This is a genomic window from Candidatus Magnetobacterium casense (assembly GCF_000714715.1).
Classification (GTDB): domain Bacteria; phylum Nitrospirota; class Thermodesulfovibrionia; order Thermodesulfovibrionales; family Magnetobacteriaceae; genus Magnetobacterium; species Magnetobacterium casense.
Genome location: NZ_JMFO01000019.1, coordinates 31,434 through 55,552, shown reverse-complemented (window position 1 = coordinate 55,552; position 24,119 = coordinate 31,434). Strand labels below are relative to the sequence as shown.

The window sequence follows — 24,119 nt, the reverse complement described above, 5'->3', positions numbered from 1 at the left end:
CTTTTATGGCAGGGGTGCCTCACCCCCTGGAGCGAAAAAGAAGCGGAGCCGCCCCTTTCTTTTCTCTTACGGTCAAATGCGATTGGGCTGAGGGAGGGGGAAGATCGGGTTACAAATTGTGTACTTGCTGTAAAAACGGGTCTGAGGGACTTGTCACCGTGCGTACAGTGGCATTTTCTATGGCGATGATCCTGTCGGCGTTGCTGATGGTTGAAAGTCTGTGAGCGATGATAATGGTTGTTCTGTCTTTCATAAGCCCCTCCAGTGCCTTTTGTACGAGTGCTTCTGAGGCGTTGTCGAGCGATGATGTAGCCTCATCGAGGATCAGGATTGGGGGGTTTTTAAGCAGCGCCCTGGCTATGGCAATCCGCTGCCTCTGCCCCCCGGAGAGCGACAGACCCCGTTCGCCAACAATGGTGTCAAAGCCCTCGGGCAGACGCTCGATAAACTCTGTTGCATAGGCCATCTCCGCCGCCCACTGTATCTGCTCAAAGTTGCACCGGGCATTGCCAAAGGCGATGTTTTCCCTTATTGTGTCGTTAAACAGGACGATGTCCTGACTGACCGTGGCTATCAGCCCTCTGAGGGATTGGATGTCAAGCTCCCTGATGTCAATGCCATCGAGCTTTATGCTGCCTGCACTGGGGATGTAGAACCGTGGCAGCAGGTTGACCAACGTACTCTTGCCGGTGCCACTGGGGCCAATGATGGCCAATACCTCGCCCTTTTTGATCGTAAGGTTTATGTCGCTTAACACGGGCGGGTCATCGGGATTGTAGCGAAACGTCACCGACTCAAGGCTGATGCAATCGTTAAACTGAGTGATCTCAACCTTGCCCGTGTCTTCCACGGGAGTCTCCAGCACGTGATCAATCCGCTCAAGGGCCGCCCTGATCCCCTGAAGAGTGGTGTACGCCTCGCCAATCAGCTTGGCGGGACTAAAGACAAGGTATATGGCCGTCAGGATGGAGGCAAAGTCTCCGGGCGTGATCTTGCCCGACACCACCTGCATCCCGCCATAGAACAACACCGAGCCAATGGCCAGACCGGTCATGAAGTCCACAACCAGTTTGTTGAGTTCCTTGTACTTTATGGCCTTGATGTTGTCCTTGTAGACGTCCATGGCAGCCCCGATAAAGCGTTCATTTCGGTAGACCTCGCGGTTAAATACCTTGATGACCCTCACGCCGGTTATGGATTCCGATAGTTTGTGGGTCAGAAGGGACATGTTTTTCTGTGCCGCTGCAACTTTTTGTTTTACCTTTTTGCCGAGTTTCTTTGCGCTGATGCCGAGCCCTGGCACCAGGAGCAGGCTTAACAGCGTCAGGTCCCACTTCCGGTAAAAGGCGATCCCCAGGAGAATGAAAATCTTCGGTATTTCGACAACCGTTGCCCTGATGACCTCGGAGATGACCTTGTTGATAAGCGTGACGTCATTGAGGACCCTCGATATCAGCATCCCGGATGTTTCCTTATCAAAATACTCAACGGGCATGTAGATTATATGGTTGTGCAGCCTGCTCTGCGTGTCCCTGATGAGCGACAGACCGGCAGACTGGATTAGGTACTGTTGGCAGAAGTGCAAAAACCCCTTTGTCGCAAACAGCAGGATGACGGCAAATGGAAGCAGTTTCAGGTACTGGTACTTCTTATCCATGAAGATGATGTCCATGGCCGGTTTGACCAGCCAGGCGATGGCAGCCATCACGGCAGATGCCAGCAGGCCGCACAAGAGCGCCAGGATCACCGTTGACCAGTAGGGTCGTGTGAGGGATATCAGGCGCCGGATTACGGTCTTATCCACGACCGTATCTCTTGATGCAGCGTTCTGAAGCGTTCCACTGCGGGGTGGTCGGCTCCAAGTATCCGCCTGATGTGTGCGATGGTCTCCTCAAAGCTCATGATGCGTGTGCCGCTTATCAGAGAATCGGCGCAGGAGATGAGCTTTTCCTCGCGGGTTATGGGGAAGTAGTCCTTGACGGGCAGGCCAAGCTCCCGTGCCTCCTGTTGTGAGATTCCGCTGCCGATGTGTCGTTCGATGATGTCTATGACGGGTTGCTCTATGCCCATACTCGTGGCGATCCTCACGCCCTCAACGGCATGAGTGATGGTGTGGGTCTTGCTCCTGCCGATGTCGTGAAGCAGTGCACCACGTCTGACAAGCCCTGAGTCTATCCCGTCAATCCCTCGGGCGATCGTTGTGGCAAGCCCCTTGACCGCCAAGCAGTGCTCAATCACGTTTCGGGCACATCCAGCCGCACTCAGCAGCGCAATCTCTATGTCGTCTATGTTATCCATACGCTATGAAGAAGGGAAAAGAAAGAAGGAGTGCGGTTCGTGGCAGGGGTGCCCCACCCCCTCTGCCCCCTCCTCAGACCTCCCCCGCAAGGGGTCACTAACCCCTTTTATGCCGGGGATCGCTGCCCCATTGACCCCGTAATGTCCAATGCTAATACTCAAATTAAATTATTTGTACCTTTCAAAATATTCGTCAATTTCTGCTCTTAGCTCAATTCCTATCCGTTCAAAGATATCGAGCAAATCCTGATATGTACCTGTACCTCCAAGAAAATCCCAAAATTCCTCTGCAACCTTCAACTCGTCTTTAAGGTCTAACATACCTCTCATTGTCCAGCGATTGTACGGTTCTGGTTCATAAGGGTTGTAGGGAATTGCGATTATAGATTGAACACTTGCATTTGGGTCAGTTGCCAGTGTAACAGCAATCCATTCTAAAAGCGTTCGTTTAAATTCTTTAAAAGCTCCAGCATTAGGTTTTGCTGTCTTAAGGTCAAACAGGTAGATTCTATCGGTTGGATCAATAAGCTTAATATCAATGTTAGTTGTTTTTACGGTTTTCATCTCTCCATGTTGGCAAACTGCCCTTATTGCACTGATTTCCTCTGACTTGTTAGGAGATCGTTTAGCCGCCGATAAGCCATTCATAATATCTTGGATGACTATTTGAGCCTCCGATGAAATATATGTTGCGGCTTTCTGGTGTTTTTCAACACATTTAAATCTTGATGATGCAAGTGCTAATGCCACAGGTTCAAAAATACTTGTACCAAAGTTTGTGTTCAGGGAATGTATGAAAGAAAATAGAGCCATTCTGTCCTTGCCAAGCAATCTTGTATGAAATGGCATTTTTGCAGGCTCAGGGTTGTAGCTTTTAAACTTGCTTCTTAAGCTACTGCGCAAAACATTTTCAACGCTTACTTGTTGTTCGTTAGATAAAACCATCACTTCTTTTTCAAGTGGAAGATTGTCTCTGAGTACGCACCCCTATCTTTTTCGGTGCGGTTTAATACCGGACGTTTGTATCTGTTTACGATTTCCATTCCGGCACCATCAGCAATTGTGGGATACATGTTGTATTTATCGTTTGCCACGAGAAAGATGTCATAGCCTTCTGTCAGAAACCTCTTGCAGTTGAGTAACACATCAATTATGCCCTTTATATAATCCTGCTTTGCCTGCCTGCCTTGCCCCTTGAAGAGGGGGCCGATCTCGAGGTCGTCTTTCCTCTCAAAGCCAAACAGCTCATAGGCGTAGGCATGTTGTTGATGATAATCGATCAGTCCAACGTAGGGGGGGCTGGAGAAAATCCCCCTGAGCTTTTGCCTGCTTGCCAATTCCGAAAAAGAAGGGGCTTGCCTTCTTAATTCTCCAAGGATATCCATTGTCCTGCTGTCACCCGTCAGGCAAACTTGGAAGGTGTTTGTCCTCAGTCTGTCAAATTGCAACAGGCGGTTAATGGTGTCTTTGGTGTATGTCTGCCACCACTTGAGGATTGAAAAGAGCGGTTTACATATCTTGCCGTGTTTGGCACAGTAATAGGTTGCCGCTATCGGTTCAACTAAGGTTGCAAGGTCTGCATGGGTCGTAGATCTGCAGGAACGCATAGTCCTGCTCATAATGACGCTTATAATGTTCTTTACAGCGGGGTCTCTTATCTCCCTGATCTTAGCAGAGACAAACTTTATTTCGTCTCTGACGTGCTGCAAGTACCACTTGTCGAGGAATGTTTCTGCATGGTCTTGTCTGAGCTTTATGTTGTAATCCGCTGCTAGGCTCTGAAAAATCGGCAGAAACTTCTTCTCTCTCTCTGCCCCATACAGCGCCTCGTTGATATCCCCACGCTTTACCCGATACTTGTAATCCGGGACAGGGAAATACCTGTTGTTAAACTCACAGAGCACCTGCGTCAGCTTTTCATCAAACTCAAGTGTGTGCGAGTTGGAGAGGAAGCCCTTAAACGCCGTGGTTATCCTGTCAATTTCGCCCCTGACACCTTCTATGTCGTATCTGATGAGCTTGCAGTTGGCAATCAGTGCGTTGAAGGCAGAGACGTCTATGCCAATTGCGTGCAGACCAAGTTCGCAGGCCTGTACCAATGTCGTCCCGCTGCCGCAGAAGGGGTCAAGCACGATGTCGCCTCTTTGGAATGCCGCCTCTCTCTTAAAGCTGTCCGTGTGACTGTCCAGGAAGTACTCCACAAGCTGCGGGATAAACTTACCCTTGTAGGGATGCAGGCGGTGAACGTGTTTGGTTGTTTCGGCCTCCTTGTACTTGTCAAAGGATAATGCCCAGTTGAGGTCTCCACCGAGTTGGTCATTCCAGGAAAGCTCTCTGCCGCCGTTGTACGACCTGTAGTAGTCTGCCAACTCCTGCCTGGATACCTTAGTCGTCCCGTTTTCTCCGAGCTTCCTGAGCAGTCCATACTGGATCAGGTAAGAGATGTTTGAGGTGGTTACAGCCTTACCCAGGTGTGCCGTTGCCCATTCGCTGGCCTCTTTTATGTTGAGAAGATCGTCGGTGTCTGTCATCGTCAAAATCTTATCTGTCTACTTTGACATAGCCTGTTGCCGGATGTCAAGGATTAAGGCAGGGCAATCGCATAAGAAGGGGTCAGCGCCCCCCCATAAAAGGGGGACTTCTTCGTGGCCGGGGCGGGTGCGATCCGCTGCGATAAAATCGTGCCTCACCCCTCCCCTTGCGGGGTGGGTCTGAGGAGGGGGCGGAGCCGCCTCCCTTCTTGTCTTCACATGTAGTATCCGCTTTCACCGTGCTGAGTAACGTCGAGGCCTTCGATCTCCTGATCGTGCTGAACCCTCAGTCCCATGGTGGCGTTTATTGCCTTGAAGATGACAAATGTCAACACAAATGAGTACAGCGCAACGATGGCAACGGCACCAAGCTGGACAAGCAACAGACGGTGTTGTCCGTAGATCAGGCCATTGGCACCGTGGTCATTGATTGCCAGTGAGGCAAAGACACCCACACTTATTGAGCCGATAGTCCCACCCACGCCGTGAACACCAAAGGCGTCAAGGGAGTCGTCGTATCCTATGCGTGATTTTATGTTCAGAGAGAAGTAACATACCGCCCCGGCCAACATCCCGATGGCAAAGGCAGACATGGGCGATACAAAACCTGCCGCCGGAGTCACCGTTGCCAACCCTGCAATAGATGCCGTTGCGGAGCCAAACATCGTGGGCTGCCCGCGATGAATCCACTCAATGGCCAGCCATACGACCATCGCCGCCACTGCCGCCGTGTGTGAGGTGACAAAGGCCATTACGCTGAGTTGCCCGCTGGATAAGGCACTTCCCCCGTTAAAACCAAACCATCCAAACCACAGAATGCCCGTCCCGATAACGGTTAGTGGCAGGTTGTGGGGAGGCATGGACTCATGCGGAAAGCCCTTTCTCTTACCTATCACCAGGGCTGCCGCAAGGGCGGAGAATCCCGATGTAACATGTACAACAATTCCCCCGGCAAAGTCAAGGACCCCAAGACCGGCCAGCCACCCGCCCTTACCCCACACCCAGTGGGCAACCGGATTATAGACCAGCGTCGTCCATGTGAGGGTGAAGACCAAAAACGATGAAAACTTCATCCGCTCGGCAAATGCACCGCTGATCAGTGCCGGCGTAATGACGGCAAACATGCCCTGGTAGATCATAAAGGCCAGGTGTGGTACCGTTGGGGCATAGTCGGCATTTGGCTCGACTCCAACACCGCTCAGTCCGATCCAGTCCAGTCCGCCGATCAACCCGTGGATGTCCGGCCCAAAGGACAGGCTATACCCTACCAGAAACCACTGCACGCTGACCACGGCAATGGCAATAAAGCTGTGCATAAACGTGGCAAGGACATTCTTCCTCCTCACCATCCCACCATAGAACATGGCCAATCCAGGCGTCATCAGCATCACCATTGCCGCCGATACCAGCATCCAGGCCGTATCCCCCTTGTCCACTTGTGGTATATCCGCTGCAAAAACAGGCGTCGAATATATCATAAACAGTAACACGACAAAAAAAACTGTCATACTATCTCCTTATACTATCCGTAATTTTAAGTTATATACTGATCGGATTCGAGTTTTTTCGGGTATCAAAATTGCTTGCATACAAGAAAGAAAGGGGCGGCTCCGCCCCCCTTCAGAACCCCCCGCCAAGGGGACCAGTCCCCTTGACCCCATTATTTCACATTCAATTATCATGCCTGAAAAAACATGTGTCACTTCAGTATATCGTGATTTTTTTTTGATTGATATATTACTCAAAAAAATGTTCATCAGCTATGTCTCCCTCATTCATTTACTATATAAAATTAAAGATAATTAAAGCACAAACTATCATTTACTGTCAATAAACAATTTCAAGGGGGATGTATAAATTTTTCAATTACAGGCAGGTATACATGGCTCTGCTGCCTTGTCTATTGCATGACCTTAAACCTCACTTCGGCGGCATCGAGCCAACCGGTTTTGTAGTAAATGGCTATGTGGGCTACCCAGTCTCCCAACGGGGCATTTTGATTTATGTTGAAAGACTTGGCGTAGGTCCATTGCCCCTTGTCGGTAAACTCGGCGTTGCCTTTCATGTGTTCGGAAGGTTCTTCGTTTAGCGGATGCAGACAGAAAAACAACTGAGCACCCTCTTTGGGTTCAGTGGTGACAAAATCAACTTCGATATTGAGTTTCTGCCCCCTCCTGACGCTATTGCCGGCCTTGATATCAACCCCCTGGATGGCATGTGGAGGCTTAACCCTTGTAACGGCCAAATACTTGTTCAAAACCCAGCCCTCTACCGCACAGACGGTTTTGACCTTAGTCCAGTTGTCCTTGGCTGATTCCAGTACAAACACCTCTTCCCCTTTCTGCAACACCGCAACCACACCGGCATTATTTTGAGGCAACTTGCGTAACCCCGATGCTGTGTTCAGAACCCCCACGGAGATGCTACCCGGCTCAGACCGGCACGGGCTACCCTCACCTGCTCCCTTTGCACGTATCCAAAAACCGCCGTTGTTTACGCACTCTCCGGGGGTAGCAAGCTGTTGCTTGTGTGATGACACTGCCCCGGATGGCACTCCTCCTGGTGGTCTACCCTTGGTTGAGCATGAAATGAATACAAGCATAAAGATTAATACGACAAAACGTTTTGTTGTCATTTTCTCTTAATAATCTCCTCTCCTGCCGGGGTTACATATGAAGATGTTTTGGCTTTTGGTGTGTTTTTAGCGATTTGCGTATATACGATCATACACAGCAGGACTACAACAATACAAATAAGCACAACTGCTGATATTACATTGCGCTTTTTATTCCCTTGCCTTAGCGACAGTGTTGATTTATCAGGCGAAACTACATCCATCCTGCTTGTTTGCTCAGGGGCGGAGACATTGTTACTTATGGGTTGCGTCTCTGTGTGCTCCACGGTGGCCTCAGATGCAGCTATGTTGTGCCTCAGGGACAGGAAAGCCTCCTTAAATTGTCGTGCATCCTGAAACCTCTCAGATGGATTACACTTCATTGCCTTGCTTATGCAATCGTAGTAACCATCGGGGATGGCATCACGGTATTTAAGCATGTTTGGCATGACATCACCTATCTTGTTGGTCAACACCTTTATTTCACTGGTGCCACGGTCTCCGAATGGATAGGTGCCGGTTAAAAGCTCAAACACCATGACCCCCATGGCATAGATATCCGCCCTGTGGTCAAAGGGGCCAAAGTCCTCCGGGGATATCTGCTCAGGTGCCATGTAGTGGACCGTGCCAAGGGCAATCCCCGTCTTGGTCAGTTTCTCCTCGTCGGGGTGAAAGAACTTCGCTATGCCAAAGTCTGCCAGCTTTACGTGCAGGCTGTTATCGGCTCCCATTGTCAGCAAGATATTTGCCGGCTTTATGTCACGATGTACGGTGTTGTGGCAGTGTGCATAGTGCAGGGCATCCAGGGCCTGTGAGATTATATCGCTACAGGTGTCCATATCTAATGCAACCCCCTCAAAGCCGGGGGAAATATCACTATGTGCCTTAATCTTGTGATGACTCCCTATCAGGGCCTTTAGGGTTATGCCGTCAATAAACTCCATGACGATATAGAACCTGCCGGCCTCCTCAAAACAGTCAAAGACCTCCACAATGTTTGGGTGTTTTAACTGCACCTGTATCCGTGCCTCCTGGAGAAATCTCCTGACCATCTCAACAGGGGCAGAGGTATCCGTCCTGAGTTCCTTAACGGCACGATATACCCCCAGGTTGATATGATGCGCCTTATAGACGTACCCCATACCACCGGCGCCTATTGGGTTATCGTGTAACTCATAGTCCCTGATCTTCACATCATAAAAAGTCCTTTACCCTTATTACGCAGGCTTGATTTTAAACATGCAGACGCCACAAAAGTCCCTTCGTTATTTCAAACCGAGGACGTCCTGCATGTCGTACAATCCCGCTGGTTTGTCCTGAAGCCACAGGGCAGCCCTGAGCGCTCCGGCGGCAAAGGTGTCGCGACTGGAGGCCTTGTGCGTGAACTCTATCCGTTCCCCGATGGTGCCAAAGAGCACGGTGTGTTCGCCCACTATGTCTCCTGCCCTGACGGTCTGTATGCCGATCTTGTCTCTCGTTCGCTCACCAATCATCCCCTGCCGGGCATACACTGCCACCTCGGCAAGGTTCCTGTCAATGGCCTGCGCGATAACACCGGCCATCTTCAGGGCGGTACCACTGGGGGCATCCTTTTTGAGACGATGGTGTGCCTCAACTATCTCTATATCGTAGTCATCGGCCAGTATCGGTGCTACATCAGCTAACACCTTCAATAGCAGATTCACTCCCACCGACATGTTGGGCGACAGGACAATGGGGATACTGACACTTAGCTCCCGTATCTGCCGCACCTGGTCATCGGTCAACCCCGTGGTGCCGATGACTATGGGCTTCTTTGCCGCAACACACGCCCTTACATGCTCCAATGTCGCCTCCGGAGATGTGAAATCGATTACCACCCCGGCCAGCGATATACTATCCCCAACGTTGTCCGATATTACAACTGCCGCCCCGGACACCCCGGACACCTCGCCAAAATTCCTCCCCACGGCACCGTGTCCACCCATCTCAAGGGCTCCAACCAACTCTACCTGCTGATGCTGCAGGGCCAACACACCGATCCTCTGGCCCATCTTACCCGCAGCTCCAACCACCACTACCTTAAGCATAATTCCTCCGTTTTTTATTGATAAAGGATTTAGTCCTCTGAATCGCTATCCTCTTCGCTGTTGTTTACGGGCTTTCCTGGTATCCTGTATGACCCATCAACCCACGAGGCCAGGTCTAAGAGCCTGCATCGCTTTGAACAAAACGGTCGATGAGGGTTACCTTCCCACTTTTCTTGTTTGCCACAAATAGGGCACTTTACATCCATATCATAGTATTGTACTTCTTTCGGGGTTTTTTTTGGTAGTCCTGATGAGCAGGTAACCTAGCCGTGCAGAACAGACTTTGTTTTCAGGTGTTCCAGGACAAAGATGCAAAACAAGCCGTTTACGCATCCGGTTATTGTACCCAAAAACAGGATCAACGGTGCAATAACCAGCATGGAGTGCATGTTGGGGATAAACAGTGCATACGCAATAACAATCTGCCCTGCATTATGGAAGAAGGCCCCTATCAGGCTCAATCCAAGCGGACTAAATGTCCCTGGCGCAGCCCTGTACACCATCCCCATGGACAACACACTTAACACCCCCCCGGAAAGACTCAGGACAAAGGCCGGTCCCAGAAACGTCCCAATCACAAACGAACCCACCGTGACCCTGATGATCGTTACCATCAAGGCCACCCTGAATCCGTACATGAGCATTGCAACAAGGGTTATGATGTTGGCAAGCCCAAACCTCAACCAGGGCAACGGTGTTGGTATCAGGCGTTCAAATCCATGCAGCGCCAGGGCATAGGCGGCAAGCAGGGCTATCCTGTACTTATCCCGTTGTTGCATCGATCTCCTGCTTTCTGTGCATGCGCTCATGGACGGATATCACCACCCTGTTGGGCAGACATATGATGGTACCTCTGTCTATCCACCCCTGCCGCACGCAGAGCTTGTTGGGACAATCTGCGTCTTTAACTCGCACCCTGGAAGCCTTTATCTCCACCGTCACAGCCCCGATGTGCAACTCCCTGTCCGTGTCCAGGGATAACCTGTAGACAACCTTGTTGTTGACCTCGATGGTAACCTCAGCCCCCCTGGGCATCACGGCAGAGACAAAAACGGTTGCAGCGGCAGTTATCGACAGCAGGATGCACAGCAAGACAAGGTCGGCTGTCGTGGCGTGCTTAATGAGTAGTCGCAGGTTCAAATCCGGTCTTCACTGCCGAAACGGTCTTAAAAATACTCTTTACTCCTTCTGCTGACATTGTTGCACTCATTGTTAAGTATAACCGTCGGGGTTACACACGGTCAATAGCACCGCAGAACAAATTAACCGTGCCCTGCATGCAAACGTTATTGACATTTCAGGGGCAATACTGTTATATTTAATAAGGCTTCCATATCGCGCTGTCATCCATGCAGAAGACCAAGACGAGCTGAGACTGGATTGACTGATTCTCCTGCTGCAACAGACAACAAACACAACACTAAGGAGGGCGATCATGGTTACGCTCGAACTTACCGACGACGAGGCAAGGGCATTAGGCAAAATCCTGCAAAGCTACCTCTCCGATCTCAGGATGGAGATATGCGGCACCGAGCAGATGGACTTCCGCAGGGGGCTAAAAGGCACGGAATCCTTCATCAAGGACGTGCTCAAACGTCTGAACATGGAGACCCTGCTCGCATGCAACTACTAAACGTCAAAGAAAAAGTGAGGGCTAATACTCACCCTGTGCCCCAGGGTGTATTGACCGATTGATGCCCTGGGGGGGTGCCTCATCCCTTCTTAAGGAGTATGTACAGTGCGCCGAGGCCACCATCGTACTGTGGCGCTGTGGCAAAGGCCATGACATGTTTGCGCATACGACCGGAGAGCCAACCGGTAATGGCGTTTTTAAGCACCGGACCATTGGGTGAACGCAGCCCCCGTCCATGGATTATCTTTACACAGCGGTGGCCTTTCCTGACGGATTCCTTGATGAATTCGGTGATTATCAGTTCTGCCTCTGCCAGCGTACTGCCGTGCAGGTCCAGGAAGTCCTGCACCGAATATCTGCCCTCGTGAAGGTGCATCGTGAAGACGTTTCTGTGGGCCGGGTTGTTCCATTCGATATACTCCTGGGTTTTTCTGATGTCGATGGGACGCTTGCCATCTCTGATCGCCCGGAGGGTGTCCAGGCACTCCTTGTCGCCGTAATCGTCATTGTCATCTTTGCAGGGGGGTGGCCTCAGCTTACCCCGGCTGTATGGGATTTGCGTAAATTCCTTGATCTCTCTCACATTGAGCATTGCCTCTCTGAATAACTCCTCGTCGGTCATCTCCGGTGCGGTTGTTTCCACGGCTGCCTTAGGCACCTTCTTTGGTTTCTTCTGCTCGTGGAGTGCCATCTTACCCTTGAGTAACCCACCAAGCCCCTCAAATGGACGATGCGTGAACTCCTCCGACATGCACCCCTCCTTTTAATTGCCCTTTTCTTAATATTGTAACACAAGCAACACCACTATTTATACCCCAAATAGTCCAGCCCACCAAACCACATACTGTTGTCTTGCTTTTTAATCAACATAAATGTTAGGTTATCAGCACGTGATTGCAGATGAAATATAAGGAAGCGCTCAAGGGCATATTGCAAAAGATCGGAGTACGCACGCAGCACTCCGGGGAGACGTCCGTAGAGTCTGAGAGGGATATATTAGCCGCAAGGTACGAGTCTTTCAAGGCCCTCCTGCACTGTAACAACGGCATACTTGGTATCATGGCAGACATGGAGGAAAAACTCTCCGGCGAATACCTGTTTGACAGACAATACATAGTCCACAGCCTGCTAACCATGACAGAACACCTTAGAGAGCTGATCGACAAACTCAACGACATCACACATAACAGGTATACGCTACTCTATGACCGTTTTAACCATATAAGCATGGAAATAGAAGGCATCCTGAATACCAAAAGAGATATCCCCACTGAGGGCTACACCCTGTCACTGGATGAGATAACCAAGGAGAAAGTCAACAGCGTCGGCGGTAAAAACGCCAACCTCGGTGAGATAAAAAATCTCCTTAACGTCCCCATCCCTGCCGGTTTTGCCATAACGGCCCATGCCTATAAGCGGTTCATGGAACACAACGGTATGCTTGAAAAGATTCACGACCGCCTTGCAACGCTCTCCGTAAGCAACATGGAAGAACTCAACCGTGTAAGTGCCCAGTGTCAGGGAGATATCCTGGCCGGGGAGATACCCGGCGATATGGCCGAGGCCATCCTTGCATCCACCGCCGGGCTGTGTAACAACGATTCCTTCGACCTCTCCATCCGCAGCAGCGCCATCGAGGAAGACAGCGATTTCAGCTTTGCCGGTCAGTATGCCACCTTTCTCAACGTCAAACCGCAACATGTGCTTCAGAGGTACAAGGAGGTACTGGCCAGCCTCTTTTCACCGCGGGCTATCTTTTACTACAAGACCAAGGGGTTTACGGAAAACGAGTTGGCCATGGCCGTGGGCATCCTGGAGATGGTTGACTCCAGGGTAAGCGGAGTCATATTCTCCGACGACCCCAATGAGCCGGGCAGTAACAGGATCATCATAAACGCCATCTGGGGGCTTGGCATGTGTCTGGTGGACGGCATGGTGACGCCTGAGACGTATGTAGTGCCAAAAGACGATCTCACAAGGGTCATACAGACAACACCAACTGAGCAGGTTACAATGGTCGTCTGTACCTCCGTGGGGTCATTGAAGGAGGTTCCGCTGCCTGATGAGGCGGAGGAGACGCCATGCCTGAAGGATAGTCAGATAACAGAGCTTGCACGGTATGCAAAACTCCTGGAGAACCACTTCGGCACAGCACAGGACATCGAATGGGTCATAGACAACAACGACCGCCTGCTGATATTACAAAGCAGACCCCTGGTGGTCACCGCAAAGGAGGAACAAAAATCACGCCCTATACGTATAGAAGGTCACAAGGTGCTCCTGGACAAGGGGATCATTGCCTGCAAGGGCGTGGGACATGGCAGGGCCTACATCCTCAGAAGCGAGGATGACCTGATACATGTCCCCGAAGGTGTAGTCCTTATAGCGCGCAACACCTCTCCAAAGTTCGTGACCGTTATGAACAAGGTCCGCGCCATTGTCACCGACGTCGGCGGTACCACCGGACATATGGCCTCACTTGCCAGAGAGTTCCAAATCCCCACGATCCTTGATACCGAAGTAGCAACGATGACCATAAAACACGACTCCGAAATAACCGTGGATGCCATAAACGGAAACATATACGAAGGCTACGTCACCGAACTGATAACAAACCTCGAACAGAAACACGACCCCTTTAAAAGCACACATCTCTTTAAGACCCTGTCAAGGGTGCTCAAGCACATAGTCATGCTCAACCTAGTCAATCCCGATGCGGAGGACTTCACGGCAGAGCACTGTAAGACGTTCCACGATATAACACGCTTTGCGCATGAAAAGGCGATGCTGGCAATGTTTTCCATGACGGAGCTGCCCTCCCTGCAGGACAGTTTTGGTGCCGTGCGGGTGGTGGCCGGCATCCCCATAGACCTGTACGCCATTGATCTGGGCGGCGGCATCAGCGCCACAACCAAGGCCATTGCCCCGGAGCACATTACCTCGGAGCCGTTTAACGCCTTCTTCAAGGGTATGCTTTCGATGAGGTGGCCCCAAGCGCGTCCCTTTGACATGAAGGGATTCATGGGTATGGTTGCCCACAGCGCATCCATGTCCGAGGCCGACTACGACGAAATCGCCAAGAGGAGCTTTGCATTCGTATCGGCAAACTACATGAACTTTTCTATCCGTCTGGGCTATCACCTGTCAACCGTTGAGGCCTTTGCCGGGGACCATATCAACGACAACTATATCAGGTTCCACTTCAAGGGGGGCGGGTCAACCACGGACAGGAGACTGCGACGCGTCAGACTTATATCAGAAATCCTCAGACACCTGCACTTTGACTCTGTACGGGTGAGGGAGGACGTCATAGATGCTACGGTCCTGAAGTACAAGAAGTCGTCAATAGAGAAACGACTGACGATGCTCGGCAAGCTGACCGTCTACACCAAACAACTCGATATGGTCATGTACAACGACACCATCACAGACTCCTACATAGAAGATTTCGTGCAAGACCACATAGAGCCATAAAGAAAGAGATAAGAGAACAACTCTCAGTCTCCGTTATTCCCTTCTCTGGGTTTTAACCGGTTAAATTTGGCAAGAATCCTCTTTATCGTAACATTGTCATCGTCGAGTCTGCACAGAAGTGATAGCGTTTTTTTATCCGATTTGATCGGGCTATTCGGGCCGGAAACCATAATCCATCAACTGTTCAAAGGTGAGGATGAACATCGTCGGTTGTGTTGTTTTACCATGTCTTGCATATAAGGACTTGGGAATGTGAAGTAAACTTTTCAAAAGTAAATTTGGTAGTCCTGTAAAGATAGTGATACAGGTTCATGCGCTAACCAGAGAAGCATTATAGTGATGTATAAAATACCATACCGCTCCAATATGGTTTTCTATTTTTTTAGAAAAAGAAAGAGCTTTCCTGACTAACCTGGATATTCTTTGTCTCAGCAAACATGACACTAAAAATAAAAATCATACCATCACTACTTCTGCAGGACTACCGAATTCTGGATAGTCATACCTGAGTTTGAGACCATCGAGGTATTTACAATTGAAGGAGGCACATACGAGCTTTTTTCCGTAGCCGAGGGAGAGGGGATCGTTAAGTCCAAGGTCATTGAAGGGTTGGAAGTAGACGTCAATGACGTCTTTGGCGACTTCGCTTTTTAACGTAAATGGCAGTTTTTTAGACACCCCCGCCTGTTAGGGATATGTATTTAGCCACTGCTGCTCTACCTTTTCTATGTCCTCAGGGGTGTCAACGGCGTGTGTTTGCAGCGTTGTTTCGATAACCTTTATCCTGTAGCCATAGTGCAACGCACGGAGTTGTTCCAGGCTTTCGGTTGCCTCAGTCATGCACCGGGGGTGTTGCCTGAGTGCCAGGAGCACATCCCTGCGATAGACATAAATCCCTATGTGCTTATAATACTGTTGATCGTCCACCGCATCCCTGCAAAAGGGTATCGGTAGCCGTGAGAAATACAAGGCAAACCCCTCTGCATCAGTGACGACCTTTACGATATTTGTATCGTTTATCTCATTTTTGTTGCTAATCAGCATTTTCAGGGTTGCCATGCCGGCACGCCCATCGTCCATAAGCCCCACACACTGGTCGATCATCTCTGCCCTAACCATTGGCTCATCGCCCTGGACGTTTACGATGATGTCGGCATCAAGCCCCTGTGCAACCTCCGCAATCCTGTCGGTGCCGGATGAATGTTCTTTAGCCGTCATAACTGCCTTTCCACCAAAACCCTCCACCGCCTGCCTGATCCGCTCATCATCGGTGGCGACAATGACAGCATCAAGGCTCACGGCCCTCGATACGCCATCGTAGACGTGCTCAATCATGGGTCTGCCATGGATAAGCGCCAGTGGTTTACCCGGAAAGCGGCTCGACTCATACCTTGCAGGGATTATTGCTACCGTAGTCATCACGCTAAACAGACCTTTGTCACGATCTCTTGTGCCTCATGTTTCTCCGATACGCTTTATAATATACGCACCAGTACCCAGTTCAATGCACCGGCAAGCAATACGGCACTTACACTCATGCCAACAACCGTGTATATGGCCAACTTTGCACCAAGCTCCTTTATCATTGCCCCGATGTTTGCAAAACACGGGATAAACATCCCCGTAAAGACCACCGCCACTATACACTGGACATAGTTAATCTGTCCCTTTTCGATTAGGTCAATAAACACCCCCGCTGCCACCTCGCGCCTTGCAACCGTAAGCAGGATCACGTCCACCATCTTGATGGGAAATCCCAACACCCCCTTGACTATCGGAGACAACAAGCCCCTTACGATATCCAGCAACCCCGTCTTGTCAGAGACAAACAGCAACAACGCCGCAGCAAGAAACACCGGACCGGCCTCCTTTATAAACCAATAGAGCCGGTAATAGGTCTTCCTGATAACCTCCCTGGGACTGGGCAGTCTTATCAGTGGCAACTCCTGGATAAACACACGTGAGCCCTCCTCCTTTATAAACCTGTTGAGAATCAGACCAGCGGCAACTTCAATAGCAAACAGCACGGAAAACGCTATGACAAAGGACTTGAACCCCATCCTGCCCAGTATGCTTACGTCAATGCCCATTTGTGCCGAACAGGGCATGGCAAAACCAATCAGAAAAATGGCTATATACTTTTCCTTTTTGGTATGGAGGCTTTTTGTGGTAAGCGTGGCCATAGTCTTGCAGCTAAAGCCAAGCACTATGGGCATGATGGCCGCACCGCTGAGACCAAACTTCTCAAATATCCGTCTTGTCAGAACACTTAGGTTTGGTATGTAGCCAACGTCTTCCAGTATCCCATAGACCAGGAAAAACACGGAGAGAATCGGCAGTATCGTCAGGAAGGCATTTGCAACCCCCAACGACAACACGCCATACTCACCCAGCAGGAAGTCATGCCAAAACCCCGGGGGTACCACGCCGTTTATCGCCGTCTCTACCGGCACCCAGAGTTTATTTGCCAGCAAACCTGATATCGCACTGGCTACGTCAACGACCATGAAGTACATAAACGCAATGATTATTAGCAAAATAGGGACACCGGTATAGAAGTTGCGACTGAGGCGTGCAATTGTCTGTGATATGTCCCGAGGCAGGACGCGTTGCTTTTTGATGACACTGGCGACCACGTTGTCGATCCAGCGATTGCGCTTGTCGTTGATAACACGGTGGACGCTGAGATTAAACTGCTGTCTCACGCCCTCGACATCCTGCTTCAGGCGCGCAACGATGTCCTCATCGGCAAAGTCCTTGAGGTGTTCCTCGATGGCGGCATCGGAGGTGAGCATCAGTATGGCTATCTTTCGCCGATAGGGCAATTCATCGGGGAGCAAGTTTTCTATTTCCGTGATACCGTTGTCTATGATATCACCGTATCGGAGGTCGTGTTTGCCCTTTTTTGCGCGCGTGATGCTTTCCACCAACTCGGTATTGCCGATGCCATCAACGGCAATGGACTCCACAACGGGGACGCCCAGGAAGTTGGACAATCCCTGAGAGTCTACATAGATGCCCTTCTTTACGGTCTCATCGATTGAGTTAAGGGAGATAAGCAAGGGGATGCCAAGCTCTATGAGGTCCGAGGTCAGCGTCAGCGACTGCTTGAGCTGATTTGCGTCGATGCACTGGATGATTATATCGGGATGCTCGCTCATGAGCATGTCCCTGACCAGCAGCTCTTCTTCGGAGTTTGGATAGAGGCTGTGTATGCCCGGGGTGTCAAGGAACTCATACACACGGTCATCCTTCTTACAGACCGTCCTGTTGACCTCAACGGTGGAGTGGGGATAGTTGGCTACAATTGTGTACTTGCCCGTGAGATTATTAAAGACCTGACTCTTGCCCGTGTTGGGCAGGCCAACAATAGCAATCTTCTTCCTGGATACTACCTCTGAGAGACCATTTGATTTTTCTTTCATACGTTTAAGTTTATTTAAATTACTCCATTTACGTTTTAAGTATATATAACAGTACCCAGTTCAACGCACCGGCAATTAATACGGCGCTTACGCTCATGCCAATAACAGTGTATATGGCCAATTTTGCGCCAAGCTCCTTTATCATTGCCCCGATGTTTGCAAAACACGGGATGAACATCCCCGTAAAGACCACCGCCACAACCCCCTGGACATAGTTAATCTGTCCCGTCTCTATGAGGTCGATAAACAACCCAGCCGATACAGCACGACTTGCAACGTTGAGCAGTATGACGTCAACCATCTTGATAGGAAACCCCAAAAATCCCTTGACAACCGGAGCGAGCAAGTCCTTTATGACTCCAAGCAGCCCCGCCTTATCAGCGGCAAAGAGCAGCAACGCCGCACCAATAAACACCGGTCCGGCCTCCTCGATAAACCAATAGAGGCGATAGTAGGTCTTCTTGATGATGTCCTTTGGATTTGGCAGTCTTATCAGAGGCAGTTCCTGTATAAACCCCCGTGAGGTCTCTTCCTTTATGAGTCTGTTGAGGATAATTCCGGCGATAATCTCTATCATGAGCAGCGCCAGAAAGGCCGTAGCAAATGCCTTGACACCCATTTTGCCCAACACGATGACGTTAAGCCCCATCTGTGAGGAACACGGCAGGGCAAAGCCAATCAGGACGATGGCTATATACTTTTCCTTTTTGGTATAAAGGCATCTCGTGGTAAGCGTAGCCACCGTCCGGCAGCTAAACCCGAGCACTATGGGCATGATGGCCGCACCACTCATGCCAACCTTCTCAAACACCCGCCTGGTCAGCACGCTCAGGTTTGGCATGTAGCCAACATCCTCCAGTGTCCCGTAGACCAGGAAAAACATGGTAAGAATTGGCAGAATTGTCAAAAAGGCATTTGCAACCCCCAGCGATAACACACCATACTCACCCAACAGGAAGTCGTGCCAGATACCCGGTGGGACGATGGCATTTATTGCGCCCTCTATGGGCATCCAGATTGTATCCTTCATAAACTCGGCAACCTTATTGGCTACGTCAACGACCATGAAGTACATAAAGACGATGATTGCTATCAATATTGGGATGCCGGTATAAATGTTTCGGCTCAGGCGTGCAATGATCTGCGAAATGTCGCGTGGCAGGACGTGTTGTTTTTTGATGACGCTGCCGACCACGTTGTCGATCCAGCGGTTGCGCTTGTCGTTGATGACGCGATGGACGCTGAGATTAAACTGCTGCCTCACGCCCTCGACATCCTGTTTCAGACGTACAACGATGTCCTCATCGACGAGGGCCTTGAGATGTTCTTCGATGGCGCTGTCGGAGGCGAGCATGAGGGTGGCTATCTTTCGACGGTAGGAGATTGCATCAGGGAGCATGGCCTCTATTTCTGCGATACCGTTGTCTATGATATCGCCGTATCGGAGGTCATGTCTGCCCTTTTTTGCCCGTGCGATGTTTTGCACCAGTTCGGCAGTGCCGATGCCGTCAACGGCGATGGACTCCACCACGGGAACCCCGATGAATCTGGATAGTCCCTTTGAATCAACATATATGCCCTTCTTTACGGTCTCATCGATTGAGTTCAGGGAGATGAGCATAGGGATGCCAAGCTCTATGAGGTCCGAGGTTAGCGTCAGCGACTGCTTGAGTTGATTTGCATCGATGCACTGGATGATTATATCGGGATGCTCGGTCATGAGCATGTCCCTGACCAGCAGCTCTTCTTCGGAGTTGGGATAGAGGCTGTGTATACCCGGGGTGTCAAAGAACTCATAGACAAGCTCATCCACCTTACATACGACCCTCTGTACCTCCACAGTGGAGTGGGGATAGTTGGCTACGATCGTGTACTTGCCCGTGAGGTTATTAAAGACCTGGCTCTTGCCCGTGTTGGGCAGGCCGACGATGGCTATCTTTTTTCCGGGGGCGATCTTCTTGCGGGTTTGTGTCTTTAAGTGGCCTTCTGATTTTTCTGACATCTATACTATATTATGTCTGCTATTGTAGTATAGTGATTTCTCGTTTTTCACATACATCGAAGAAATCTTTTATGTTAAAAGTAGCGAAATAGCTTATCAAATATTTTTCATCTTCCAAGACACCCCTGATAATCATATCCACAAGACTTATTGGCCTTTTGCCTGCTAAAGTAGCCTTCAGTGCTTGTTCCCGGTAGTGATAATCATCAATTAACGTAAATTGATTAAGTCTTGAGTTAAAGTTGCTAGGATTTTTTGTATTTTCGACAAATCTTGTATTTAAAGTCTCAAAGAATATTGGCCAAGGGCACAAGATATTATGATTATCAATATTTTCTATGATGTCAACGGCGTTTTTATGATCTCCGTCAGATTTATTGAATAGTGCAAACCAAATGCAACTGTCTATGATTACATTTTTATTGCTCTTATTAGACATCATCTTCATTTTCTGAGGAAAGCTCTGCCCACAGGGCATGCTTTCTTTTTCCACAAATAAACTTACCATTCAATGTTCCTTTGTCGGTCATAAAGATTACATAGATTCTGTCTTTTTTCTCCAGTTTTACATTATCTTTAATAGCTTCGGTAAGCTCTTTTATCAGATCACTATTATACTCAAAATTAAAGGTGGCAGAGTTATAGCCACACTCCTTGGCTTTCATAGTATCCAGCCAATAGTACAGACCTTCATAATCACCATAGACTGATAAATCAAACGTCATCCAGATACGTTCTTTCATTAAACGCCTCCTAATCTATACTTTTACACTACTATATGCAGGATAAACTATAATAAGATAAAGCCAAAGACGTTGTCAATCATCATAAGTTACGCCGCCCTTATTCTTACACGGCGATGCAGACGCGGTCTCGCCCCTGGTGCTTGGCGCTGTATAGGGCGCTGTCTGCTGCCTGAAAGATGGTCTGTGTCTCAACGCCGTGCTCAGGCAAGACGGCAACCCCCAGTGAAAGCGTGATCGCACCAAGCGACTGACGCTCAAAGACAACGTTAATATGCTTAATGCCCTCCCGCAGGATATCGGCACGTTGCAGGGCCACGTCAAGAGAGGCATCGGGCATGATCAGAGCGAACTCCTCCCCCCCGTAGCGGCAGGCGATGTCGCCACTGCGGATGTTTTTCTTGAGGAATATGCCCAATTCACGTAAGACGGCATCACCGGCCTCATGTCCAAAGGTGTCGTTGAAGCGCTTGAAGTGGTCGATGTCAACCATGATGACACCCACCGTGGTTCCTCTTCTGATGGCGCGGCTGCGCTCCAGCTCGAAGGCATCTTCCATGTAGCGGCGATTGTACAGACCGGTCAGCGGGTCACGAGTGGAGAGGTGTTGCAGGGTCTGGCGGAGTTTTAGATTGGCTATGGCCATGGCGGAGTTTTCTGCAATGACGGTGGCCAGTTGCTCCTTTGCCTTAAGCGCCTGGGAATCGTTCTGTGTACTTAATACCGGGGCAACCTGCAGGTGTAACAGTCCAAGTATCTCCCCCTGCGCCATCATTGGTACGCAGATGTAGGCATTCTGTGAGCTTCCAACGTGTTGACACCTCATCACGCTCTGGGCATACATGATCGTATGTGGTCGCCCCCGCCGCAGTGCCCAACACTCATCGGGCTTAAACATATCCGACTCAGGTGACATATCCCCCCAGGCAGCCCTGCTCTCAAGGATATTGTGTGAGGAGCTGAAGGCATACAACGCCCCGCTGTCACTGACAAACAGCTCCGAGGCAGTCTGGACAATAATGGCACAGGCCTCTTCCACCGTAGCACAGGCCAGGAGGAGTTCACTCATCTTGCTGAGGTGTTTGTTTTCGCTGTCGCGCTGCTGCAGGACTGCTGCCCTTTCTGAGAGTCCCTTGTTTGCAAGCTCCAGTTGTGCCGTGCGCTGTGCAACCCTATCCTGGAGGTCATCTTTTGCCGTAAGTAGCTCTGCCTGCATACGTTTGTGCTCGTCATGCAGGCGCAGCGAGTCAATGCCAAAGGACAGGTCTTCGGTCAACTCCACCAGCAATCCAACCTCTTGTGCATCAAAGGCATCAGTGTTGGCAGCACAGATGGTCAACACCCCGATAACGCTGTCCTGATGCAACAGGGGCAGAGATATGGTGGATGCATAGGCGTATCTGGAAGCCTCTGTGCGCAGATAATGGGTGTCAGGGTCTGCCGCTATATCGTTTGAGATAACAGGCTTGCCCATGAGGATTGCCCGTGAGTGAAGAGTGTCATCCTCGATAGCCGTTAGCTTTAAAGACTCTATGTAGTCCTTTTCGTAACCTGCCTGAGCGACAACAAGGACGTCCCTGCTATCATGCAACATGCCTATCCATGCCAGACTGTAGCCGCCATCTTCAACGACGATGCGGCATATGTCATGGGTCAGGACCGCTTCACTTGCGGCATGTGCCAGGGCATGATTGCACCTGCTCAGGATGTTCAGACGTCTGTTGAGGTTGATCAGCGTTGCCGTGCGCTGAGACACCTTATGTTCAAGCTCTGTGCTGTAGGACACCAATTTGTCCTGGTACTGCCTGAGGTCTGCTACCATGTTGTTAAACAGTCCTGATAGTTGACCCATTTCGTCACCGGAGGTCACATTGACCGTGATGTCAAGGTTACCCTTGCCAACCTCGGCAGCAGCCAGGGCGAGCCTCTTTATCGGAACGGAGACATTGCGCGACAGAAGGTAGATGATTAACGTAGCAAACGCCCCTATAAGCAGGGACACGACTATTGATATGTTTCTCAGCGACACGGCAGAGGTATAGACCAGCCTGGCCGGGGCATATATAATCAGCGTCCAGTCGTTGCCCTGAAAGTTCAGATAACCGGCCTCCTGCGCAAATGCAAGGAGTTCCTCAATGTCCTTATCGGAATGGCTGTGTTTCATGCTGCTGACACTCTTGCCCTCTGAAACCATCTGTCTGATGACTTCCCAGTGACTTGATTTCTCGTGCAACATCTTGTCTTTGTGGTAGTTGGAGTATAGAATCAGGCCATTTTTATCGATCAGCTCTACCTCAAACTCCGTATCGGTAACCCCGGTACTGGTGGCCTGCCTGGCTATGTTGTACAGGTGTTCCACCAACACCCTGGAGGTTACCACGGCAAACGGTGTTGCAGTCTTGTCTTTAACTACGTGGGCAAAGCGAAAGGCTACCTGTTGAAGTGTTACCGACATGGCCGTGTCCATCGCAAAATCGCTGCCACTGGTAATTTTACTCCAATAGTCGTTGACGGGGTCTTGTATCCCGATGTTTTCACCCGATGTGTCAAGGAGGCGTACCCTGTTGAGATCGTAAAAGGATATCGACGAATACTTTTGATCATTGCCGGCGTACTCCATCAGGCGTTCGTTGACATGTGCAAGCGTTGAGTTCCTGGAGCTTACCACGGGGTCGGTTGAGAGGCGCCTGATATCGATGTATTTTTCATAGAGCATCCTGTCTATCTTGTCGATGGCATGGGATGCCCGTTCTTCGAGGTTGTGTCTTATCTGCATCTCTAATATCCTCATGTTTGAGACATAGTTGCTGTAAGATACCAGTATAATAAAGGCCATCCCTATGAGTGAAAACATCAACGTAAGCTTTGTTACAAATTTCATTCTGATATACACCTATATGTCAAATATTATATACAATCCTGTATAAAAAAAATCCTTGCTGTAAAAAAATCTGTGATGATATACTATAAGAAGTAGGAGACAGTAATAAATTGTTACTGTGAATATTTCTGTGATGAAGGAGATATTTGGGTATGCCGGATTTTGACCGTATTACCTTTGATTCCAGGATTATGGGTGGGAGGGCCTGTATAAGAGGAATGCGTATTCCTGTTTCAGTTATTGTAGGCCAGATTGCCCACGGTGCAACATACGATGAAGTGCTGGCCGACCATCCCGACCTTGAACCTCACGATATCCGCCAGGCCATTGAATATGCCGCTTGGCTTGCACAGGAAGAAGTCCATACCGTATAAACTTCAAGAATGCGATTTTTGGCTGATATGGGTGTTTCGTGGCATTTTTACGGGGTCAAGGGGACTGGTCCCCTT

The 24,119-nt window shown here is 49.9% G+C and carries 22 protein-coding genes and 1 pseudogene; 3 read left to right on the top strand and 20 right to left on the bottom strand.

Annotated elements, in window-relative coordinates; genetic code table 11:
- Positions 1–109: 109 nt before the first annotated feature.
- The 11 genes from Mcas_RS10730 to Mcas_RS10685 all read right to left on the bottom strand — a co-directional run bounded on the left by Mcas_RS10730 (position 110) and on the right by Mcas_RS10685 (position 10,652).
- Positions 110–1,804 (bottom strand): ABC transporter ATP-binding protein, encoded by a 1,695-nt coding sequence (locus tag Mcas_RS10730; protein WP_156033316.1) that lies wholly within the window; start codon positions 1,802–1,804, stop codon positions 110–112.
- Positions 1,789–2,298, bottom strand: coding sequence for an HDIG domain-containing metalloprotein (locus Mcas_RS10725; RefSeq protein WP_052567189.1), 510 nt, complete (start codon positions 2,296–2,298; stop codon positions 1,789–1,791). The genes Mcas_RS10730 and Mcas_RS10725 overlap by 16 nt, the downstream gene beginning before the upstream one ends.
- 168 nt (positions 2,299–2,466) lie before the next feature.
- Positions 2,467–3,243, bottom strand: a complete 777-nt coding sequence (locus Mcas_RS10720; RefSeq protein ID WP_040335534.1) for a TdeIII family type II restriction endonuclease — start codon at positions 3,241–3,243, stop codon at positions 2,467–2,469.
- Positions 3,243–4,829 carry a DNA methyltransferase gene (locus tag Mcas_RS10715; RefSeq protein WP_040335533.1) on the bottom strand — a complete coding sequence of 529 codons (1,587 nt, stop codon included), beginning with the start codon at positions 4,827–4,829 and terminating at the stop codon, positions 3,243–3,245. Before Mcas_RS10715 ends, Mcas_RS10720 begins: the two co-directional genes overlap by 1 nt.
- A 215-nt stretch (positions 4,830–5,044) precedes the next feature.
- Positions 5,045–6,337, bottom strand: coding sequence for an ammonium transporter (locus tag Mcas_RS10710; RefSeq protein ID WP_040335532.1), 1,293 nt, complete (start codon positions 6,335–6,337; stop codon positions 5,045–5,047).
- A 392-nt stretch (positions 6,338–6,729) separates the two neighbouring features.
- Positions 6,730–7,464, bottom strand: coding sequence for an SH3 domain-containing protein (locus Mcas_RS10705; protein ID WP_040335531.1), 735 nt, complete (start codon positions 7,462–7,464; stop codon positions 6,730–6,732).
- Entirely contained in the window at positions 7,461–8,636 is a 1,176-nt protein-coding gene (locus Mcas_RS10700) for a serine/threonine protein kinase (RefSeq protein WP_040335530.1), read from the bottom strand. The genes Mcas_RS10705 and Mcas_RS10700 overlap by 4 nt, the downstream gene beginning before the upstream one ends.
- A 72-nt stretch (positions 8,637–8,708) precedes the next feature.
- Positions 8,709–9,512, bottom strand: a complete 804-nt coding sequence (gene dapB / locus Mcas_RS10695; protein WP_040335529.1) for a 4-hydroxy-tetrahydrodipicolinate reductase — start codon at positions 9,510–9,512, stop codon at positions 8,709–8,711.
- 29 nt (positions 9,513–9,541) lie between these two features.
- Positions 9,542–9,718 carry a DNA gyrase inhibitor YacG gene (locus Mcas_RS19255; RefSeq protein WP_081853790.1) on the bottom strand — a complete coding sequence of 59 codons (177 nt, stop codon included), beginning with the start codon at positions 9,716–9,718 and terminating at the stop codon, positions 9,542–9,544.
- A gap of 57 nt (positions 9,719–9,775) precedes the next feature.
- Entirely contained in the window at positions 9,776–10,291 is a 516-nt protein-coding gene (locus tag Mcas_RS10690; RefSeq protein WP_052567186.1) for a Gx transporter family protein, read from the bottom strand.
- Complete coding sequence (locus tag Mcas_RS10685) at positions 10,275–10,652, bottom strand: NusG domain II-containing protein (protein WP_052567184.1); 378 nt, start codon at positions 10,650–10,652, stop codon at positions 10,275–10,277. Before Mcas_RS10685 ends, Mcas_RS10690 begins: the two co-directional genes overlap by 17 nt.
- Positions 10,653–10,947: 295 nt before the next feature.
- On the opposite strand from Mcas_RS10685, the gene Mcas_RS10680 reads away from it, so the two are divergent.
- On the top strand, positions 10,948–11,145 hold the full coding sequence (locus Mcas_RS10680) for a hypothetical protein (protein ID WP_040335528.1): 198 nt from the start codon (positions 10,948–10,950) through the stop codon (positions 11,143–11,145).
- Between the two features lie 79 nt (positions 11,146–11,224).
- On the opposite strand, the gene Mcas_RS10675 is transcribed toward Mcas_RS10680, so the two are convergent.
- Complete coding sequence (locus Mcas_RS10675) at positions 11,225–11,896, bottom strand: Smr/MutS family protein (protein ID WP_052567182.1); 672 nt, start codon at positions 11,894–11,896, stop codon at positions 11,225–11,227.
- A gap of 149 nt (positions 11,897–12,045) precedes the next feature.
- Here Mcas_RS10675 and Mcas_RS10670 point away from each other — a divergent pair, with 149 nt between their 5' ends.
- A complete protein-coding gene (locus tag Mcas_RS10670; RefSeq protein WP_052567179.1) occupies positions 12,046–14,619 on the top strand; it encodes a PEP/pyruvate-binding domain-containing protein in 2,574 nt (857 codons plus the stop codon).
- A 309-nt stretch (positions 14,620–14,928) separates the two neighbouring features.
- On the opposite strand, the pseudogene Mcas_RS18220 reads toward Mcas_RS10670, so the two are convergent.
- The 8 genes and pseudogenes from Mcas_RS18220 to Mcas_RS16800 form a co-directional block, all read right to left on the bottom strand.
- Positions 14,929–15,051 (bottom strand): annotated as a pseudogene (locus tag Mcas_RS18220) (IS1 family transposase); the annotation flags it as partial.
- Between the two features lie 24 nt (positions 15,052–15,075).
- Positions 15,076–15,297: a hypothetical protein gene (locus Mcas_RS18835; protein ID WP_040335527.1), complete on the bottom strand. Its 222-nt coding sequence runs from the start codon at positions 15,295–15,297 to the stop codon at positions 15,076–15,078.
- A 9-nt stretch (positions 15,298–15,306) separates the two neighbouring features.
- Entirely contained in the window at positions 15,307–16,038 is a 732-nt protein-coding gene (gene kdsB / locus Mcas_RS10660) for a 3-deoxy-manno-octulosonate cytidylyltransferase (RefSeq protein ID WP_040335526.1), read from the bottom strand.
- A gap of 56 nt (positions 16,039–16,094) precedes the next feature.
- Positions 16,095–18,044 (bottom strand): ferrous iron transport protein B, encoded by a 1,950-nt coding sequence (gene feoB / locus Mcas_RS10655; RefSeq protein WP_040335525.1) that lies wholly within the window; start codon positions 18,042–18,044, stop codon positions 16,095–16,097.
- 28 nt (positions 18,045–18,072) lie between these two features.
- A complete protein-coding gene (gene feoB / locus Mcas_RS10650; protein ID WP_040335524.1) occupies positions 18,073–20,046 on the bottom strand; it encodes a ferrous iron transport protein B in 1,974 nt (657 codons plus the stop codon).
- Positions 20,047–20,065: 19 nt separating this feature from the next.
- On the bottom strand, positions 20,066–20,539 hold the full coding sequence (locus Mcas_RS10645) for a PIN domain-containing protein (RefSeq protein WP_156033315.1): 474 nt from the start codon (positions 20,537–20,539) through the stop codon (positions 20,066–20,068).
- On the bottom strand, positions 20,478–20,789 hold the full coding sequence (locus Mcas_RS10640; protein ID WP_052567177.1) for a hypothetical protein: 312 nt from the start codon (positions 20,787–20,789) through the stop codon (positions 20,478–20,480). Before Mcas_RS10640 ends, Mcas_RS10645 begins: the two co-directional genes overlap by 62 nt.
- 106 nt (positions 20,790–20,895) lie before the next feature.
- Entirely contained in the window at positions 20,896–23,670 is a 2,775-nt protein-coding gene (locus tag Mcas_RS16800; protein ID WP_052567175.1) for a diguanylate cyclase, read from the bottom strand.
- 152 nt (positions 23,671–23,822) lie between these two features.
- Here Mcas_RS16800 and Mcas_RS10630 point away from each other — a divergent pair, with 152 nt between their 5' ends.
- Positions 23,823–24,044, top strand: a complete 222-nt coding sequence (locus tag Mcas_RS10630) for a DUF433 domain-containing protein (RefSeq protein WP_040335522.1) — start codon at positions 23,823–23,825, stop codon at positions 24,042–24,044.
- The last annotated feature ends 75 nt before the right edge of the window (positions 24,045–24,119 follow it).